Annotated in this window: 17 protein-coding genes; 3 read left to right on the top strand and 14 right to left on the bottom strand. The window is 62.3% G+C overall.

Translation table 11 applies throughout. The features are described 5' to 3' along the window. Positions 1 to 3 precede the first annotated feature (3 nt). From NKG99_RS18890 to NKG99_RS18880, 3 genes are all read right to left on the bottom strand, one after another. Positions 4 to 1,014, bottom strand: a complete 1,011-nt coding sequence (locus NKG99_RS18890) for a magnesium and cobalt transport protein CorA (protein ID WP_352870200.1) — start codon at positions 1,012 to 1,014, stop codon at positions 4 to 6. A gap of 90 nt (positions 1,015 to 1,104) precedes the next feature. Further along, entirely contained in the window at positions 1,105 to 1,830 is a 726-nt protein-coding gene (gene phoU, locus NKG99_RS18885; RefSeq protein ID WP_352870199.1) for a phosphate signaling complex protein PhoU, read from the bottom strand. A 113-nt stretch (positions 1,831 to 1,943) separates the two neighbouring features. Then, complete coding sequence (locus NKG99_RS18880; RefSeq protein ID WP_352870198.1) at positions 1,944 to 3,203, bottom strand: ATP-binding protein; 1,260 nt, start codon at positions 3,201 to 3,203, stop codon at positions 1,944 to 1,946. Positions 3,204 to 3,320: 117 nt separating this feature from the next. Between NKG99_RS18880 and ppk2 the strand changes: the two genes are divergently transcribed. After that, the gene (gene ppk2 / locus NKG99_RS18875; RefSeq protein WP_352870197.1) at positions 3,321 to 4,223 is read left to right on the top strand and encodes a polyphosphate kinase 2; all 903 of its coding nucleotides are present in this window, start codon (positions 3,321 to 3,323) and stop codon (positions 4,221 to 4,223) included. A 182-nt stretch (positions 4,224 to 4,405) separates the two neighbouring features. Here the strand turns inward: ppk2 and NKG99_RS18870 are convergent, their stop codons facing one another. The 3 genes from NKG99_RS18870 to NKG99_RS18860 all read right to left on the bottom strand — a co-directional run bounded on the left by NKG99_RS18870 (position 4,406) and on the right by NKG99_RS18860 (position 6,637). Further along, complete coding sequence (locus tag NKG99_RS18870) at positions 4,406 to 5,173, bottom strand: enoyl-CoA hydratase-related protein (protein WP_352870196.1); 768 nt, start codon at positions 5,171 to 5,173, stop codon at positions 4,406 to 4,408. Further along, positions 5,170 to 5,808: an acyl-homoserine-lactone synthase gene (locus NKG99_RS18865; RefSeq protein WP_352870195.1), complete on the bottom strand. Its 639-nt coding sequence runs from the start codon at positions 5,806 to 5,808 to the stop codon at positions 5,170 to 5,172. The genes NKG99_RS18870 and NKG99_RS18865 overlap by 4 nt, the downstream gene beginning before the upstream one ends. A 97-nt stretch (positions 5,809 to 5,905) precedes the next feature. Next, positions 5,906 to 6,637, bottom strand: a complete 732-nt coding sequence (locus NKG99_RS18860; protein ID WP_352870194.1) for a helix-turn-helix transcriptional regulator — start codon at positions 6,635 to 6,637, stop codon at positions 5,906 to 5,908. A 259-nt stretch (positions 6,638 to 6,896) separates the two neighbouring features. On the opposite strand from NKG99_RS18860, the gene NKG99_RS18855 reads away from it, so the two are divergent. Next, the gene (locus tag NKG99_RS18855; RefSeq protein WP_352870193.1) at positions 6,897 to 7,745 is read left to right on the top strand and encodes an ABC transporter substrate-binding protein; all 849 of its coding nucleotides are present in this window, start codon (positions 6,897 to 6,899) and stop codon (positions 7,743 to 7,745) included. A gap of 39 nt (positions 7,746 to 7,784) precedes the next feature. Here the strand turns inward: NKG99_RS18855 and NKG99_RS18850 are convergent, their stop codons facing one another. Beyond that, on the bottom strand, positions 7,785 to 8,192 hold the full coding sequence (locus NKG99_RS18850) for a tellurite resistance TerB family protein (protein ID WP_352870192.1): 408 nt from the start codon (positions 8,190 to 8,192) through the stop codon (positions 7,785 to 7,787). Positions 8,193 to 8,367: 175 nt separating this feature from the next. Here NKG99_RS18850 and NKG99_RS18845 point away from each other — a divergent pair, with 175 nt between their 5' ends. Next, positions 8,368 to 10,014, top strand: a complete 1,647-nt coding sequence (locus NKG99_RS18845; RefSeq protein WP_352870191.1) for a lysine--tRNA ligase — start codon at positions 8,368 to 8,370, stop codon at positions 10,012 to 10,014. Here NKG99_RS18845 and NKG99_RS18840 read toward each other — a convergent pair. From NKG99_RS18840 to NKG99_RS18810, 7 genes are all read right to left on the bottom strand, one after another. Continuing rightward, positions 9,980 to 10,831 carry a thermonuclease family protein gene (locus NKG99_RS18840; RefSeq protein ID WP_352870190.1) on the bottom strand — a complete coding sequence of 284 codons (852 nt, stop codon included), beginning with the start codon at positions 10,829 to 10,831 and terminating at the stop codon, positions 9,980 to 9,982. The two genes, NKG99_RS18845 and NKG99_RS18840, sit on opposite strands and share 35 nt — an antisense overlap. An 8-nt stretch (positions 10,832 to 10,839) precedes the next feature. Continuing rightward, entirely contained in the window at positions 10,840 to 11,490 is a 651-nt protein-coding gene (locus tag NKG99_RS18835) for a S24 family peptidase (protein WP_352870189.1), read from the bottom strand. 82 nt (positions 11,491 to 11,572) lie between these two features. Beyond that, positions 11,573 to 13,792, bottom strand: a complete 2,220-nt coding sequence (locus NKG99_RS18830) for a 3-hydroxyacyl-CoA dehydrogenase NAD-binding domain-containing protein (RefSeq protein ID WP_352870188.1) — start codon at positions 13,790 to 13,792, stop codon at positions 11,573 to 11,575. Positions 13,793 to 13,806: 14 nt separating this feature from the next. After that, a complete protein-coding gene (locus NKG99_RS18825; RefSeq protein ID WP_352870187.1) occupies positions 13,807 to 15,015 on the bottom strand; it encodes an acetyl-CoA C-acetyltransferase in 1,209 nt (402 codons plus the stop codon). 29 nt (positions 15,016 to 15,044) lie between these two features. Next, the gene (locus NKG99_RS18820) at positions 15,045 to 16,214 is read right to left on the bottom strand and encodes an acyl-CoA dehydrogenase family protein (protein ID WP_352870186.1); all 1,170 of its coding nucleotides are present in this window, start codon (positions 16,212 to 16,214) and stop codon (positions 15,045 to 15,047) included. Positions 16,215 to 16,327: 113 nt separating this feature from the next. Further along, on the bottom strand, positions 16,328 to 18,139 hold the full coding sequence (locus NKG99_RS18815) for an acyl-CoA dehydrogenase (protein ID WP_352870185.1): 1,812 nt from the start codon (positions 18,137 to 18,139) through the stop codon (positions 16,328 to 16,330). A 325-nt stretch (positions 18,140 to 18,464) separates the two neighbouring features. Then, the gene (locus NKG99_RS18810) at positions 18,465 to 18,923 is read right to left on the bottom strand and encodes a MerR family transcriptional regulator (protein ID WP_352870213.1); all 459 of its coding nucleotides are present in this window, start codon (positions 18,921 to 18,923) and stop codon (positions 18,465 to 18,467) included. Positions 18,924 to 19,302 lie beyond the last annotated feature (379 nt).

Here is a 19,302-nt window from a genome sequence, read left to right as displayed (position 1 = left end):
CTTTCACAGCCACCCATTCTTGCGAAACCGCCAGTAGAGAAACGCGCAGATCAGCGCGATCGTGGCCAGCACCATCGGGTAGCCGTATTCCATCTTCAGTTCCGGCATATCGCTGAAATTCATGCCGTAGATGCCGGCGAGTGCCGTCGGCACCGCCAGGATGGCGGCCCAGGAGGCGAGCTTCTTGGTGTTGGCCGTCTCCTGGCTCTGGCCGACCAGCAGGCTGGCTTCGAAAGCGAACGCCAGCACCTCGCGCAGGCTGTCGATCTTTTCCTGGACGGTGCGGATGTGATCGGTCACATCGCGGAACAGCGGATGCATGGCCGTATGGATCTGCGGCAGCTCGGCGCTGGTCAGCCGGCGGCAGACCTCGACCAGCGGCAGCGCCGCATTGCGCAGGCGCAAAAGATCGCGGCGCAGCATATAGAGGCGCTCGATGTCCGGGCCGGTCATCGGCTTCATCAGGACCTTGTCCTCGATCGCCTCGACCTCGTCCTCGATCTGCTCGAGCACCGGCATGTAATTGTCGACGATGAAATCGAGAATGGCGTAGAGGACGAAATCCTCGCCCTTGGCCAGCGAATGCGGGCAGCTTTCCCAATGCTGACGAACGGCGGCATAGGAGGTCGAAGGGCCGTGCCTGACGCTGACAATGTAGCCGCTGCCGACGAACAAATGGGTCTCGCCGAAGGTGACCCGGCCGTCGATCAGCTGCGCGGTGCGGGCGACAATGAACAGTGCATCGCCATATTGCTCGATCTTCGGCCGCTGGTGCGGGTGCTCGGCATCCTCGATCGCCAGCTCATGCAGGTGAAACTGCGCCTGGACGCGAAGCAGCAGGTTGCGGTCGGGCTCGAGCAGGCCAATCCAGACGACATGACCGGATTTTTTCGCCCATTCGCCGGCTTCCTCGATGGGAATGTCGGCGATGCGACGCCCGGCCGTGTAGACGCCGCAAGCGATAATGCCGGATATCGGCGCAGACGCCGGGGTCAGGTTCCGAACATTTTCCATCACGACCTCCCGAAGCAAATCCACGGACGAGGATAGAGGCAAGCCCGGAAAGCTTAGCTTAATTCGGGTGACGGTTCGAGAGGCGGCCGTTCACTTCACCGGCAGCGTCTCGGAAAGACCGATCTTGTCGGTCTTGTCGCCCTTCGGCCGCTCGGCCGGCAACTGCTCGCCGGTGACGATATAGTAGATGGTCTCGGCGATGTTGGTGGCGTGGTCACCGATACGCTCGATGTTCTTGGCGCAGAACAGCAGGTGCGTGCAGGGCGTGATGTTGCGCGGATCTTCCATCATGTAGGTCAGCAATTCGCGAAACAGCGATGTGTACATGGCATCGATCTGGTCGTCGCGGTCGCGCACGAAGCCGATTTTCTCTACCGAGCGGGATGCGTAGACGTCGAGCACTTCCTTGAGCTGGGTCAGCGCCAGGTTGGCCAGGGCCTCGAGGCCGCGGAACAGGCTGGTCGGCTGGCGTCCGTCGGTGACGGCGACCACCCGCTTGGCAACGTTCTTGGCGAGGTCGCCAACCCGTTCGAGGTCGGCGGAGATGCGAATGGTCCCGACGATCTCGCGCAAATCCGTCGCCATCGGCTGACGCCTTGCAATGATGATGATCGCCTTATCGTCGATTTCGCGTTGCCCTTCATCCAGCACGGCATCGTCGCGGATGACCTTCTCGGCGAGGCTAGGATCGGCATTGACCAAAGCGGCGATTGCCTGCTCGACCATGCGCTCGGCATGGCCGCCCATCGCGGCGATGCGCTTCGACAGATATTTCAGCTCGTCGTCGTAGGCGCTGACGATGTGCACGGACTGCATGGCAATACGCCTTCCCATGGAGTGTTTTGATTTTGAGTCGTTCCTCGAATCCCCGCTGATACGCTAGCCGGATGACAGAAAAAAGAAACAGTCGCCTCTAAACTAGGGCGATATCAGTGCGTCGGCAAATGAACCGAGAAGGCGGCGCCCTTGCCAACCTCGGACTTGATCGAAAGCCTGGCATTGTGGCGCGTCAGGATATGCTTGACGATAGACAGGCCAAGGCCTGTGCCCTTCTGGGTCCGGCTGGTCTCGACATCGACGCGATAGAAGCGCTCGGTGATGCGCGGAATGTGCTCCTCGGGAATGCCGGGGCCAAAATCCCTGATGGTCACGTCGATGCCGGGCTCCGAGCCGGCATCGCCGTGCGCGATCGACACCACCACGCGCCCGCCCGACTGCCCGTATTTGCAGGCGTTCTCCAGGAGGTTCTCGAAAACCTGGAAAAGCTCGTCGCGATCGCCGGGCACATCGAGCGGCCCATCGGCATAATCCCGCTCGATGGCAACGCTGTTTTCCCTGGCCAGCGGTCCGAGTGAATCAATGACGCTGTCGAGTGTCTCGCGCAGATCGACCTCGGTTCCCGGCTTCAGATAAGGCTTCATCTCGAGCCGCGACAGCGACAACAAATCGTCGATCAGACGCGCCATGCGACTGGTCTGGCTCTCCATGATCTGCAGGAACCGATCGCGCGCCGCCGGATCGTTGCGGGCCGGCCCGCGCAGCGTTTCGATGAAGCCGGCGATGGAGGCGAGCGGCGTACGCAGTTCGTGGCTGGCATTGGCGATGAAGTCGGCGCGCATGCGGTCGATCCTGCGCGTTTCGCTCTGGTCCTTGAATACCAGCACGTAGAGATCGGTCGCATGACCGACCGAGGACGCGCTCACCCGGTAAGCCCGTTCGACCGGCAGCTTCTCCGTGTAGTCGACGACATCGGAGGCGACATCGCCCGACAGCACGCCGTCCAGCAGAGCTTGCATTTCCGGCGCCCGGAACTTCAATGACAGCGACATGCCGGGCGCGATCCCGCCGAAGGCGGCATAGGCGGCGGCATTGGCATGCACGATGGTGGCGGTCCGGTCGAAGATGATCAGCGGATCGGCAACGGCGGCCGCAAGATATTCACCGGAGAGCCGCTGCAAGCCGATCGCCTCGATGGCCGCGCCGCTCTCGCTGGATTGGCGCGCGCCGGCGGCCGGCAGCATTGCCGCCGCAAGCAGCAGGAGCAGCGCCGGCAACAGTGCGTAGGCAGAAATACCCGCAAAGGCAAAGGCGATCAGAACAGCGACGACGGCGGCCGCAAGCAGCCAGCGGCTGTTCCACAGCCGGATGGCCAGCGTTTGCGCCATCCCTTTCTGTTCCAGGTCAGCCATTCGCTCGCGCGCCCGCACCACATGCATTCGCCGGTCGCGCGGCGGCGGAAACTTCCGCTGGACCGCTCCGGAGGCTCCCAATAGCATGAGTCCGGAAGCTGAAAAGGGTTCGTCTCGATGAAAAATGCCAAGGAAAGTCCCGCCGCGCCGACTTCGGGCCCGCTGAAGATCAGGATCGACGGCAAGGAGCGGGAGTTCGACATCGAAAATCCCGTGCTTCCCGGCTGGGTCGAGGACAACAAGCTGACCGCCGGCGGCTATCCCTACGACAAGAAGATGAAAAGCGACGAGTATGACGAGACGCTCGAGAAATTGCAGATCGAGCTGGTCAAGGCGCAGGCCTGGCTGCAGTCGACCGGCAAGCGGGTGATGGCGCTGTTCGAGGGCCGCGACGCCGCCGGCAAGGGCGGCACGATCTTCGTGGTGCGCCAGTACCTCAACCCGCGCACGGCACGCAATGTGGCGCTGACCAAGCCGACCCCGACCGAGATGGGGCAATGGTATTTCCAGCGCTATGTCGATCATTTCCCGACATCTGGCGAATTCGTCACCTTCGACCGATCCTGGTACAACCGTGCCGGCGTCGAGCCGGTGATGGGTTTCTGCACGCCGCGGCAGCACGAGCAGTTTCTCGACGAGACGCCGCATTTCGAACGGATGATCTCCAACGAGGGCATCCACTTCTTCAAGTTCTGGCTGAACATCGGCCGGGAAACCCAGCTCGAGCGCTTCCACGATCGCCGCTACAGCCCGCTGAAGAGCTGGAAGTTTTCGCCGATCGACGTTGCCGGCATTACCAAGTGGGACGATTATACAGAGGTGCGCGATACCATGTTCGAGCACACTCACAAGGAGTTCGCACCGTGGATCATCGTGCGGGCCAATGACAAGCGGCGCGCGCGGCTGGCGGTCATGCGGCGCATCCTGTTGTCGCTGCCCTATGACGGGCGCGATCTCGACGTAATCGGCAAGGAGGACAAGAAGATCATCGGCGAAGGGCCGTCGTTTTTGAAAGAATAGGCTGGCCTGGGAACCAGGATTGACGCATTTTGCGCCGCGCAGCCAAGGCCGCGCGGCGATGCTTTTTTCCTCGTCTGTCCTAAAGCGCGTCGCGTCGAAACGGATTCATGCGCCGCGCTTTAGGTCTTTGTTTCCATGCATGTCGTTGTCTCAAAACCGGGGCCACTTTTGAGCGACATGCATCAAGCCGCCAGCCGGGCGATGCGCTGCAATCGCCGCAGGGTCGTGTCGTCCTGCAGCGCCTGCTGGAAAAGCGAAATCTCCTGGTCGATGCGGTCGCATAGTGCCTGCGTGTCCCCCTTCAGCAGGCCGCGCGTCTGCAGCAGGGCGGCGACCGGCTTCTTGACAAGCTGTCTCGCCCGGCCGAGGGCCGCTTCCTCGACGCTGCCGCCCGGCACGATCTCGGCGATGAGGCCGAGCGCCCTGGCATCTTCGGCGCGAAGCGTGTCGCCGAGGCAGAAGAAGCGGAAAGCACCGGCGTAGCCGAGCTTCTGCGGCGCCAGGATGCTGGTCGCCGCATCCGGCACAAGGCCGAAATCGACGAATGGTACCCGGAACGTGCTTTCATCGGATGCGATCACCATGTCGCAATGGAACAGGATGGTGCAGCCGACCCCGACGGCATCGCCGTCGACGCAGGCAAGGATGGGCTTTGGAAATGTCGCCAGCGTGCGGAACAGGTCGGTGACGGCGGCGATCAGTTTCTGGTGCTTGGTGGCGTCGAGGAATTCGGAGAAGTCGCCGCCGAGACAGAAACAGCCTGCCAGGCCGCGCAAAACGACGACGCGCACCTCCTCATTGTCGGCGGCTTCATGGAAGGTCTTTGCTAGGCTTTCATAGGCTCTCCTGTCCAGCACCGGCCGGCCGTCATTCGACGACACGGTGACCACCAGCGTGTGGTTGCGAAGCTCAGGTTGCGGGTGTGTGCCCATGACTGTCTCCGATCTCATGACGCACGCCTTTGCCCGAGCATGTCGGGGTAACCCCTGGTCAGCACGGGCGCAAAATGATTGCGGCGCGAGCGCACCACGTCGAGGGTGTGTTCGTTGAAGGTCAGCAGGGTGGCCACGACCTGCTGGTTGCCATAGGTGCGCTGATAACCCAGCGGGGTCGCCAGGAAATGCAGTTGCAAGGCGCGCAGCACCCACATCGGCTCGAATTCGATGATCACCTTGTCGACGCCGCGCTTCAGCCCCCACTCGACGAAACCGGCGATCAATTCGGTGCCGACGGTTGAAACGCCGCGGCGGCCATCGCGAAAACCGGGAGCCACCGCATAGCGGGTCAATTCCCAGATGTTTGGGCCCGATGGCGGCGTTCCTTCGGAAAGGTCGGTCAAAACCTCGGTCAGCAGATGTGGCCGCGTGGTCGGCAACATCCTTTGATAGCCTGCGACTTCGTCACCTCTGATGACAATCTGATGCACCGCCTCGTCATGATCGAACTGGTCGAGTTCGAGCCCGTCGGGGCGCCGGAGATCGTCCCACCCCATCTCCTCGACGAATATCTTGTAGCGCAGCCGGTGGACGGCCTCCCAAAGATCGGGACGTTCCATCAATTCCTGGGTTGTAAGGGAAAATAGCATTCCGCCGTCTCCTGTGTTCAGAGGAAGATACGGCCGTGCTTCGATGAGAAAATTGCGTGATCGCGTATGCAAGAACTTCTAAGTCGGCACGGCCGACCTAGCTAATGTAGCCGCGCCGTATCGCTTCCGCGACGGCCTGCACCCGGTTGACGGCACCGAGTTTGCTTTTGGCGTTAAGAAGATGTTTCTCCGAGGTGTGTTCGGAGATGCCGAGGATTTGAGAAATCTCCCATTCGGACTTGCCGACGGCGGCCCATTGCAGGCATTCCCGCTCGCGCGGCGTCAGCACGATATGATCGATGGCCTTGCTCGCCATCGTGTGGAGTTGCATGGCGCGGCCAACCGCGTAGGTCGACACCAGCGACACCTGGCCGAACTCGGCGGCGGACAATTCCACGGCCTCCCCGCCCAGCGACACCATGACGATCTGGCCGTCGAGCGTGATCAGCGGGAAGGCCAGTCCATCACGCAGTTTGAAGGCACCGGCATCGCCCATCACTTCGCCGCTGCTCTTGTCTATGCGGATACTCTGCGAGGCCTCGCGCCACTGGAAGGGCGCCTGCAGCTGTTTCATGTGGCTGACGACCGGGTCATGATCGACATAGTTGCGCGCGACATAGCGCTCCAGCCACTCGCCGGGCCAATCGCAGAGAAGCACATGCTGCTTTTGCTGGCCGGCCGGCGTGCCCGGCTGCGGTACGGTTCCCGCCATCAGTGCGGTGAGACCGAAATCCGACGTTATGCCCAGCAGCGTTTCGCAGACCGCCGCCGCCGTCGCGGCGTGCTGCAGTTGGTCTATGAATTCCAGCGTGCGATCGAACTGACCCATCGCAACATCAACCCCATGTTGCCTCATGCATTGCGGCCTATGATGCGTGCCTGAGTTACACTTCGCCACCGACCACGGATTGCAAACCGCATGCTTATTCTGTGGCTCCGACCTCGATCCTCTCACCAAGGCGGCCAAAGCTGATTTGCAAACCGGCTAAATCATATCCTGAAATCGGCGTGTTGAAATCAAAAACCATTGTGCCTGTCCCATTTTCGTACGAAAACCGGTGCGAGCACGACCGCGGCGGAGTTTTATCTTGGCGTTCCAATGGAGATCCTTCGCCCTTGCGATGCTGATCGAATTGCTGTCGTTCGCCGACGGCGCGCGCGCCGCGGCGCCTCAGGTTCCGGTTCTGTGGGATGCCAAGGAGCGGCTGCCCAAGCCGGACCTTTCGGCGCTGCCCCGGCTGAGATTCCTGACGACCACCGATTTCCCGCCCTTCAATTTCCTCGACGGCTCCGGAAAGCTGTCCGGGTTCCACATCGATCTGGCACGTGCCATCTGCGCCGAGCTTGGCATTGTCGAGAAATGCCAGATCCAGGCCTTGCCCTGGGCCGAGCTGGAAGGCGCGCTACGGAAAGGTGAAGGCGAGGCGATCATCGCCGGCATCGCCGCAACGCCGGAATCGCGCGCGACCTATGCCTTCTCGCGCTCCTACCTGCAGTTTCCGGCGCGCTTCATCATGCCGAAGAGCAAGGCGCTGGCCGAACCGATCTTTGCCAAGTTGCGCGGCAAGCGTGTCGGCGTGGTCGCCGGCTCGGCGCATGAGAGCATGCTGCGCGACTATTTCAACACCGTTCAGATCGTCCCCTTCGACAGGCCGGAAAACCTCTATGCCGATCTCAAGGGCGGCAAGCTCGACGCCGCCTTCGGCGACGGCATGCGCCTGGCTTTCTGGCTGGGCGGCTCGGATTCAGCGGGCTGCTGCCGCTTTACCGGCGGCCCTTACCTAGCGCCTGAATATCTGGGCTCGGGCATGGCCATCGCAACCCGGGCGGACAATCCGGCACTGGCCGCCGCGTTCGACTACGCGCTGCAGGAGATTTCGATGAAAGGCACGTTCGCCGAATTTTATTTGCGCTATTTCCCGGTTAATTTTTTTTGATCCGGTCTCCGTCAGGTTTTGCTAGGGAGCTGCGGATATTCAGGTGAGCGTGCGCAGCCGCGCCTTGGCGGCACGGCCGATGGCGGCGACGGTCAGTGTGTCGAGATCGAGCTGACGCCGGATCAGCTGCAGCACCCGCACTTCTTCCATGCGCATTTCGAGATCGACGGCGGCCACCTCGAAGGCCGCGGCGTAGGCGGTGTCGCGCAAGCGCTCGGGCAGGGCCTCGGCGACTTCAGCCAGAACGCCTTTCAGCCCATCCTTTTCGTGCAGTCGCTTCTGGCAGGCCTGGGCGACACCGACCAGCCGGTCGTGGTTGAAATCCTCGAACACCGGCCAAGAGCGGACAACGTCGCCGATCCTGGCCAGTTCGACATCGGTCATGTCGCGATCGGAGGCCGAGGTGATGACCATCAGGTAGATCAGGGCTTCATGCGGCGTCGGCAATTTTTTCTCCTTGAACCGGGCTTCGAAGGTAGGAACGCACTCTCCGCACCGCAAGGAAAAAGCGCCGCACGCGTTGACGCTCCGGCGCTGCACGCCTAGAGACCGGTTGAAAAAACCCTGCTCCGGCCCCGCCTTCGAATGATTTGGGCCGGCGAATGATTTGGAAAACAGTGACATGGCGAGATCAAACATCGTCGATCTCAATCCCGAGGTGCTGGCGGCCGCGGCCGAGAGCAAGGCGTGGCCGTTCGAGGAAGCCAAAAAGATAATCGAACGCTACAAAGGCGCCGACTTTCCCCAAACGATCTTGTTCGAGACCGGCTACGGGCCATCCGGCCTGCCGCATATCGGCACATTCGGCGAGGTGGCGCGCACGTCTATGGTGCGCCATGCGTTCCGCGTCCTGACGCAGGACAAGGTTGCGACCAAGCTGCTGTGCTTTTCCGACGACATGGACGGCATGCGTAAGATACCCGACAGCGTGCCGGACCGCGTCGCACTCGAGCAGCATCTGCACAAGCCGCTGTCGTCGGTTCCCAATCCGTTCGGCGGCGACTATGCGAGCTTCGCCGACCACAACAACGCGATGCTTTGCCGCTTCCTCGACACGTTCGGCTTCGACTACGAGTTCGCCAGCGCGACGCAATATTACAAGTCCGGCCGTTTCGACGCGATGCTGCTGCGCGCCGCCGAACGCTATGACCAGATCATGGCGGTGATGCTGCCGACGCTCGGCCCCGAGCGCCAGGCGACCTACAGCCCGTTCCTGCCGATTTCGCCGAAGAGCGGCCGCGTGCTTTACGTGCCGATGAAGCATGTCGACGCCAAGGCCGGCACCATCACCTTCGACGACGAAGGCACGGAGACCACGCTTTCGATCACCGGCGGCCGCGTCAAGCTGCAGTGGAAGCCGGATTTCGGCATGCGCTGGGCAGCGCTTGGCGTCGACTTCGAGATGTTCGGCAAGGATCACCAGACGAATGCTGTGGTCTACGACCGCATCTGCAACATTCTGGGTGGACGGGCGCCGGAGCATTTCGTCTACGAACTGTTCCTCGACGAGAACGGCCAGAAGATCTCGAAGTCGAAGGGCAACGGGCTGACCATCGACGATTGGCTGACCTATGCGCCGACCGAAAGCCTCGGGCTCTACATGTACCAGCGGCCACGGCAGGCCAAGAAGCTGTATTTCGACGTCATCCCGCGGGCCGTGGACGAGTACTACACCTTCCTTACCGCGTATCCCCGGCAGGACTGGAAGGAACGGCTGGGCAATCCGGTCTGGCATATGCATGACGGCAACCCGCCCGCCATCGACATGCCGGTGCCGTTCTCGCTGCTGCTCAACCTGGTCAGCGCCTCCAACGCGCAGAACAAGGATGTGCTGTGGGGCTTCATCTCGCGCCATACGGTGGGGGTGACGCCAAAGACGCATCCCGAGCTCGACCGGCTGGTGGGCCACGCGATCCGCTATTTCGACGATTTCGTGAAGCCGACGAAAACCTTCCGGCCGGCCGACGAGGTCGAGCGCGAGGCACTGCAAGCTCTCGACGAGGCGCTTGGCGCGCTGCCGGCGGACGCCAATGGCGAAGCGATCCAGAACGCTTCGCTCAACGTCGCGCGCAGGATCGAACGTTATCAGGACCATTCCAAGCAGAGCCCGGAAGGCGGCCCCGGCGTATCGGGCGCCTTCTTCCAGATGATCTACCAGGTGCTGATCGGCCAGGAGCGCGGCCCGCGCTTCGGATCGTTCGTCGCGCTCTATGGCATTGCCGAAACGCGGGCGCTTATTGAGCGGGCGCTGGCTGGTCAGCTGGCTTGAGAACGCCGTCCACCTCTTCCAGGATCGAACTCGGCGCCTGAGGCGCCGGGCTTGGCGCGGCCGGCATTGCCGGCATGCCGGACAGATCGGGCGCCGATCCGAAAATGCCCTTCTTCGCCGTGCGTGCCTTGTCGCCGGCCTCGACATAAGGGCCACCATTGGCGGCGCGCGCCCAGCCGTTTTCGACCAGCCATTGGCCGACATCCTGCTTGCCGATCCGGCATTCGGCGGCGATCAGGTCGCGGCCGCCCTCGGGCGGTACGATGCAGGCCACCGCGCGGCCGCGCAGGAAGGCGCGGAACGCCGTCCGCGCACGGACGCCGCACGGCCAGGATTTGCCGTCATCGCTGCAAATCTCGTCCTGGCTGACGATGTCGATGCCGGAAACCGCGACCGAGTAACCCTTCGCTTCGATCAGGCCGGCGGCCGGCGCGACCGGCTGGAACAGCTTTGTGCCGTTCCAGTCGTCGGGCATTTTCGGCTTGGGCGGCACGGCCAGCGCCAGCTTGCTCAGCGGCTCGCGCGGCTCGACCCGTTCCAGTTCCTCGGCCGGAAGCTCAGGCGGCGCAACGAGGTCGGGATCGATCGCCCTCGAATGCGGCGCAGGCTTCGGCGGCTGTGGATTTGAAATGGCCCATGTGGCCGGTTCTTCGGGCACCATGTCGGCGTCCTCCCGCGCGATCGTATCGGCGCCCGGATCGAGCTGGTCCACCGTGACCACACTGTCGCTTCCATTCAGCGTGCGGCCGCCCGTGACGACCATGGCCGCCATTACCGGGACCATCAGAATCGAAAGGGCGATATGAAGGAGACGCACCAGCCGACCTACTGGCTTGCCCACACAATCCGCGCCACCCATTCTACATCGCGCATGGGAATATCGCGGTCGGGATGATCGGGATTGAGCGAGACCAGCGCGATCGACTTAACGGTCTGGCGCTCGAGCACCTTGGCCATGACCTCGCCGGCAGTGGTTTTGACGACGACGCGATCGCCCTTGCGGGTGATCGCGCCCGGTTCGACGATGAGGATATCGCCATTGCGGTAGAGCGGCAGCATGGAATCGCCCTGCACCTGCAGCGCATAGGAGCTCTCCGTCGATTGCGCCGGCAGTTCGACCAGATCCCAACCCTGACCGGCCGGAAAGCCGGCATCGTCGAAGAAGCCGCCGGCGCCGGCCTGGGCAAAACCGAGCAACGGCACGGAGCTTCCGCGGGCGATCGAGGCGCCATGACGGATCCCGGCCCGGCCTTCGATCAGGCCGGTGAATTCGTCGAGCGAAGCGCCCGTCGCCTCGATGATCTTGGCCAGCGATTCGGTCGAAGGCCAGCGTGGCCGACCATCCGACGACAGACGCTTCGACTTGTTGAAGGCAGTGGAATCAAGCCCCGCGCGCTTGGCCAGACCCGAGGCCGAAAGCGAATAGCGCTCGGCAAGAGCATCGATGGCGGCCCAGACACGGTCATGTGAGAGCATGTCTTGCTCTCCTTCAAACAGGAAAAAATACCTTTTCCGTTCTAACCCCGAGCCACCCTCTTGTCCACAGTCCAGGGCTGCCTCATGCCGCCTTTCTGGTCTCGCCCTTCGCATAGGGATCGAAGCGCTGGTAGAAGCTCTCGTCTTTCTCGGCCATGTCGAGCAGCAGCTTGGGCACCTTGAACTCGGCGCCGTATTTCTTCTGCAGGCCCTTGGCGATCTTGACGAACCCCTTGGCACCGATGCCGTCGATGTAGGACAGCGCGCCGCCGGTGTAAGGGGCGAAACCGAAGGCCAGGATCGAGCCGACATCGGCCTCGCGCGGGTCGGTGACGATACCCTCTTCCATCACCCGGGCCGCTTCCAGCGCGATGGTGACCAGCAGCCGCTGCTGCAGCTCCTCATAGTCGACCTTCTCGGGCGCAAGCTGCGGATAGAGATCCTTGAGCCCCGGCCACAGCTTCTTCTTGGCGGGTTTCGCCGGATAATCGTAGAAACCCTTGCCGTTCTTGCGCCCGAAGCGGCCGTGATCGTCGACCATGGTGTTGATCAGCGCCATCTGCTTCGGATCGACCGCCTTGTCGCCGAGATCCCTGATGGTCTGCTTCATGATTTTCTGGGCAAGGTCGATGGCCGTCTCGTCGGTCAGCGCCAGGGGTCCGACCGGCATGCCGGCGGCTTTCGCGGCATTCTCGATCATCGGCGCCGGGACACCTTCGATCAGCATCTTGTAGGCTTCCGACATGTAGCGCAGCACGCAGCGGTTGACGTAGAAGCCGCGCGTGTCGTTGACGACGATCGGCGTCTTCTTGATGGCGCGGACGAAGTCGATCGCCGCGGCCAGCGCCTTGTCGCCGGTCTTCTTGCCCAAAATGATCTCGACCAGCATCATCTTGTCGACTGGCGAGAAGAAGTGGATGCCGATGAAATTCTTCGGCCGCGCCGAATTCTTGGCCAGCGCCGAGATCGGGATGGTGGAGGTGTTCGACGCAAAGATCGCCGATGGTTTCAACACGGCTTCCGCCTGTTCGGTGGCGCTCTTCTTGACGGCCGAATCCTCGAACACCGCCTCGACAACCAGATCGCAGCCGGCAAGGTCGGCATAGTTGGCCGTCGGCGTGATCAGCGACAGCAATTTGTCCTTGTCCTCCGGCTTGGCGCGGCCCTTCTTCACCTGATCCGAGATCAGGTTGTCGGAATGCGCCTTGCCCTTGGCGGCCGACTCCATGTCGCGATCGAGCAGCACCACCGGAATGCCGGCCTTGGCGGTGACATAGGCGATGCCGGCGCCCATGAAGCCGGCGCCGAGAATGCCGATCTTCTTGAACTTGGTTTCGGGTACGCCGGCCGGGCGGCGCGCGCCCTTGTTCAGTTCCTGCAGCGACACGAACAGCGAGCGGATCATCGCCGCCGCTTCCCTGGTCCGCATGATCTCGGTGAAATAGCGCTGCTCGATGCGCAAGGCGGTGTCGAACGGCACCAGCAGGCCTTCATAGACGCATTTGAGGATCGCGGCGGCGGCCGGATAGTTGCCGTAGGTCTCGCGACGCAGTATCGCGATGGCCGGCGGCCACAGATTGAAGCCGGCGGGCGAATAGATCTGGCCACCGGGCAGCTTGAAGCCCTTCTCGTCCCATGGCGCCACCGGCTTAAGGCCATTCCTGATCATCGCCTTGGCGGTATCGACCAGCCTTGCCGGCTCCGCGATCTCATGGATCAGGCCCATCGACTTGGCCTTTTGCGGCGACAGCGTCTGGCCGGAGGTCAGCATCTGCAGCGCCTGCTGCTGATCGGTCAGCCGCGGCACGCGCTGGGTGCCGCCGGCGCCCGGGAAGATGCCGATCTTCACCTCGGGAAGCGCCATCTTCACCTTGTCGCTATCGGCGGCGACGCGACCGTGGCAGGCCAGCGACAGTTCGAAGGCACCGCCCATGCAGGTGCCGTTGATCGCCGACACCCACGGCTTTCCGCAAGTCTCCAGCTTGCGGAACAGGCCGGTCATGATGCCGGCATTGTCGAACAACGCCTTGGTGGCCTTTTCGGCGTCCTTTCCCTTTTCAGCGGCGAAGGTCGTCAGCATCTTCTGCAGCAGGGTGATGTCGGCGCCGCCGGAGAACGTGTCCTTGCCGGATGTGATCACCGCGCCCTTGATGGCGGCGTCACCCGTCACGTGATCGACGATGGCGTTCAGTTCCCGCATCGCTTCTTCGGTGAAGACATTCATCGATCGGCCAGGCATGTCCCAGGTGACAAGCGCAATGCCGTCGGCGTCGACGTCGACCGTGAAATTAGTGTAGCTCATTGTTTCTCTCCCCGTCAGACGCGTTCGATGATCGTTGCGGTGCCCATGCCGGCACCGATACACAGCGTCACCAAGGCGGTGTTCAAATCACGGCGCTCGAGTTCGTCCAGCACCGTGCCCAAGATCATGGCACCGGTGGCGCCGAGCGGATGGCCCATGGCAATGGCGCCGCCATTGACGTTGATCTTGTCATGCGGAATGTCGAACGCCTGCATGTAGCGCAGCACCACCGAGGCGAAGGCCTCGTTGAGCTCGAACAGGTCGATGTCGGACAGCTTCATCTTGGCGCGCTTCAACAGCTTCTCGGTGACGTCGACCGGGCCGGTCAGCATCAGCACCGGTTCGGAGCCGATGTTGGCGAAGGTGCGGATGCGGGCGCGCGGCTTGATGCCCATCGCCTTGCCGGCCTTCTTCGAACCGAGCAGCACGGCCGCCGCGCCGTCGACGATGCCGGATGAATTGCCGGCATGGTGGACGTGGTTGACCTCTTCCACCTCAGGATGCTTCTGCACGGCGACAGCATCGAAGCCGCCCATCTCGCCAGGCATGATGAAGGACGGGTTGAGCGAGGCCAGCGACTGCATGTCGGTCGACGGGCGCATATGCTCGTCATGGTCGAGGATGGTCAGGCCGTTCTGGTCCTTGATCGGAATGACGGACTTCTTGAAGCGGCCGTCGGCCCAGGATTTCGCGGCGCGCTTCTGGCTCTCGACCGCATAGGCGTCGACGTCGTCTCTGCTGAAGCCGTATTTGGTGGCGATCAGGTCGGCGGAGATGCCTTGCGGCACGAACCAGCCGGGCAGGCCGACCGAAGGATCCATGAACCAGGCGCCACCGGAGGCACCCATGCCGACGCGCGACATCGATTCGACGCCACCGGCGATGACGATCTCGTCGGCGCCCTGCGCGATCTTGGCGGCGCCGAAATTGATGGCATCGAGCCCGGAAGCGCAGAAGCGCGAGATCTGCATGCCGGGCGCCTTGGTGTCGTAGCCGGCCTCGAAGGCGGCGGCGCGCGGGATGACCGAGCCCGCCTCGCCGACCGGATCGACGCAGCCGAAGATGATGTCGTCGACAGTGCCGGTGTCCAACCCATTGCGGTCGCGCAGCGCTTCGAGCGTCTTGGCGGCAAGCCGAACCGCCGGCACCTCGTGCAGCGATCCGTCCTTCTTGCCCCTGCCGCGCGGCGTCCGCACGGCGTCATAGACATAAGCTTCGGCCATCTCTTGCTCCTTGGTTTATCCGACGCTGCTCAGAGCGAGCGTCCGATCAGCAATTTCATGATCTCGTTGGTGCCGCCGTAGATGCGCTGGACGCGGGCGTCGCGGAACATGCGGGCGATCGGATATTCATTCATGTAGCCATAGCCGCCATGCAATTGAAGGCATTCGTCGACGACTTTTCCCTGCAGGTCGCTGAGCCAATACTTGGCCATCGATGCGGTCACGGGATCGAGGCCGCCATTGATGTGGCGAGTGACGCAGTCGTTATAAAAGACACGACCAATGGTGGCCTCGGTCTTGAGCTCGGCCAGCTTGAACTGGGTGTTCTGGAAATCGATGATCGCCTTGCCGAACGCCTTGCGCTCCTTGACGTAGTCGATGGTCAGCGCCAGCGCCCGCTCGATCATGGCGATTGCGCCGGTGCCGATCTGCAGCCGCTCCTGCGGCAATTGCTGCATCAGCTGGACGAAGCCCTGCCCCTCTTCATGGCCGAGCAGATTGGAGGTCGGCACGCGCATGTCGTTGAAGAACAGCTCCGATGTGTCGTTGGCCTTCAAGCCGATCTTGTCGAGGTTGCGGCCACGCTGGAACCCTTCGACCTCGTCGGTCTCGACGACGATCAGCGAGGTGCCCTTGGCGCCCTTCTCCGGATCGGTCTTGGTGACGATGATGATGAAGTTTGCCAGCTGGCCGTTGGTGATGAAGGTCTTGGAACCGTTGACTTTGTACTGGTTGCCATCCTTCTCGGCCCGCGTTTTGACGCCTTGCAGATCCGAGCCGGCGCCGGGCTCGGTCATGGCGATGGCGCCGATCAGTTCGCCTGTCGCCAGCTTCGGCAGCCATTTCTTCTTCTGCTCTTCGGAGCCGTAATGGAGGATGTAAGGAGCGACGATCGAATTGTGCAGGCCGATGCCGAAACCATCGACACCGACATGGCCGATGGCCTCGATGATGGCACTCTCATGCGCGAAGGTACCGCCAGAGCCGCCATATTCCTCCGGCATCGAGGCGCAGAGCAGGCCAGCCGCACCGGCCTTCAGCCAGCTTTCGCGGTCGACCATCTCGTTCTTTTCGAACTCGTCGTAGCGCGGCGCGATCTCTTCCGACATGAAGCGGTGCGCCATGTCGTAGAGCATGCCGACCTCGTCCGCCGCCCAGGCGGGCTTGGGAAGGCCAAGGATTTCGGCTGGGTTGGTCATGCTGTATGATACTCCTCCCAGAGCGCATCTTCAGAGTTGAGGTCGGCGCGCTTTACGCAGGACCCCACCCGGCCCTTCGGGCCACTCTCCCCTCACGGGGAGGGAAACTAACTTTAGAACGCTTCCGACGGCAGTGCCATCAGCGTGTCGGCGCCGCTCGAAATGCGGGCGAGATGCGCTGATGTCTCCGGCATGATCCGCTCCATGAAGAAGCGCCCCGTCACGACCTTGTTGTCGTAGAAGGCTACGTTGTTTTCATAAGAGGATTGGACGCCATTGGCGCCCGTCTTACCAAGAGCCGCCTTGGCCATCCGCGCCCACATGTAGCCGAGCGCGACAAGGCCGAAGAGATGCATATAGTCGGTCGAGGCGGCGCCCGCATTGTCGGGCTTGGCCATGCCATTCTGCACCAGCCACATGGTCGCCGCCTGCAGATCGTTGAGACCCTTCTTCAAGGCCTTGGTGAACGGCGCCATCTTATCGTTAGCGCGGTTCTCCTCGCAGAATTCGCCGACCTCCTTGAAGAAGGCCTGCACGGCGCGGCCTCCATTCAGGCCGAGCTTGCGGCCGACGAGGTCGAGCGCCTGGATGCCGTTGGCGCCTTCATAGATCATGGCGATGCGGGCATCGCGCACGAACTGGCTCATGCCATGCTCTTCGATGTAGCCGTGACCGCCGAACACCTGCTGCGCCATCACCGCGTGGTCGAAGCCCTTGTCGGTGAGCACGCCCTTGATCACCGGCGTCATCAGGCCGGTGTAGTCGTCGGCTGCCTGGCGGTCCTTGTCGTCACCGGAGCGGTGGGCGATATCGGACTTGATCGCCGTCCACAGCGCCAGCGCGCGACCGGCCTCGTTAAAGGCCTTCATGGTCATCAGGCTGCGGCGGATATCGGGGTGGACGATGATCGGGTCGGCCTTTTTGTCGGGCGCCTTCGGCCCCGACAGCGAGCGGCCCTGCAGGCGGTCCTTGGCGTAGGCGACAGCGTTCTGGTAGGCGATCTCAGAAAGCGACAGCCCTTGCAGGCCGACGCCGAGGCGCGCCTCGTTCATCATCGTGAACATCGCCTTCAGGCCGCCATTGGCCTCGCCGAGCAGCGTGCCTTGCGCCTCGTCATAGTTCATGACGCAGGTCGAATTGCCGTGGATGCCCATCTTCTCCTCGATCGAGCCGCAGGAGACGGTGTTCCTGGCGCCCGGATTGCCCGATGCGTCGAGCATGAGCTTCGGCACGATGAACAGCGAGATGCCCTTGACGCCTTCCGGCGCGCCCTCGATGCGGGCCAGCACCAGATGGACGATGTTGTCCGACATGTCGTGTTCGCCGGCGGAAATGAAGATTTTCTGGCCTGATATTTTGTAGGTGCCATTGCCGTTCGGCACCGCCTTGGTGCGCAGCAGGCCGAGATCGGTGCCGCAATGCGGCTCGGTCAGGTTCATTGTGCCGGTCCAGGCGCCTTCGATCATCCTGGGCAGCCACTGGGCCTTCTGCTCGTCGGTGCCGTGGGTGATGATCGCCGCGATCGCGCCTTGCGTCAGGCCCGGATACATCATCAGCGACATATTGGCCGAGACCATGTATTCGGAGACTGCAGTGTGTACAGCGTAGGGCAGGCCCTGGCCGCCGAACTCGACCGGTGCGGCCAGTCCCATCCAGCCGCCCTCGCGATACTGGTTGAAGGCCTCCTTGAAGCCCTTCGGCGTCGTCACCGAACCATCGTCATGACGAACGCAGCCTTCCATGTCGCCGACACGGTTCAACGGGTGCATGACGTTTTCGGCGAGCTTGGCGCCTTCGGCGAGGATCGCCTCGAGCACATCGGGTGTGGCGTCGGAAAATCCGGGAAGGTTCGAATAGCGCTGGTAGCCCAGCACCTCGTTGAGCACGAACAGCGTATCCTGGACGGGAGCCCTGTATGTCGGCATGCGTTTTCTCCACCCTGCGAACCCGGTCCGAACGCCCCGATGACAGCCAGGGGCGGCATGCGGACCGATGTTGAGAGCGGGATAGCAAAAATTGACGTTTGCGTAAACGTCAATTTTTTCGATGCGACGAGATTTCCCGCTCATTGCAGCAATGAGCGTAGCGGCATGGCAGCGCTTGCGAAGATAACGAAAGCCGCGCGGCGGGGCCGCGCGGCTTTGATAATCAGACATTCAGGCGGATGACTTACCAGCTTGACGCAATTCCGAAGGTAAAGCGCTACGCGCTTTCCCGGGAAAACCGATTCACACTTTTCCTGGAATTGCTTTAGCTGGCGGCGCTCGCCTGCGGTGCGGACCGCTCGGCCAGCATCCGGCGCACTGCCGACATCGAGCCGCTCAGCTCGTTGATGGCGTCGTCAATCAGCGCTCGTTGCTTCTGCAGGCGGGCAAGCTGCTTTTCCGATTTGTCCAACGCCAGCCGCAGCTGCTTGGTGTTTGAACCGGTCGGATCGTAAAGATCCATCATCTGCTTGACGTCGCGCAGCGAGAACCCGACCTTGCGGCCAAGCAGGATCAGCTTCAGCCGAGCCTTGTCGCGGCGCGTGTAGAGACGGGTCGAACCGTCACGCCGCGGGTTGAGCAGGCCCTTGTCTTCGTAGAAACGCAGCGTGCGCAGTGTCACTCCGTATTTTTTTGCCATCTCGCCGATGCGGACAAGGTCCTCGCCGGCTTCGACGGACATATTGGTATTGGCCGCGGTCTCGCCGGCCGAGATAAGCTTCATAGTCACTGGCTTTCCCCGTCTGATGGCGTCGCGGTCCTAGACCGTGTGTCGCCTGACTGGAAGCGGGGGCCTGCTTCCAGTCGTGGTTTCAACAAACAAATCGCAAAAAAGCACGCTCGACGCGCCTTTTACGTTTACGTCAATTCTATACCGATTGCCGCCTCATGGCGCAAGGGCGTTCCGAGTCCGAACTTTATGCCGCACCGTCAGGCGGAGCCAACATCCTTTCAATTTCTTAAGTTTGGTTAACGCGTTGTTTACCACGTTGGGGGAAATGTGAGCGCGTCGGCTACCCGTGTTTATCCTGTATCGAATTTTTCACGGTTTTTCGGAGCGCGGGTGAGAACCCGGGAAGCTCGTCTTCCACCGCGGCATAGCC

Source organism: Mesorhizobium sp. M1409 (assembly GCF_040317535.1).
GTDB lineage: Bacteria > Pseudomonadota > Alphaproteobacteria > Rhizobiales > Rhizobiaceae > Mesorhizobium.
This window is presented reverse-complemented; position numbering and strand designations above follow the sequence as displayed.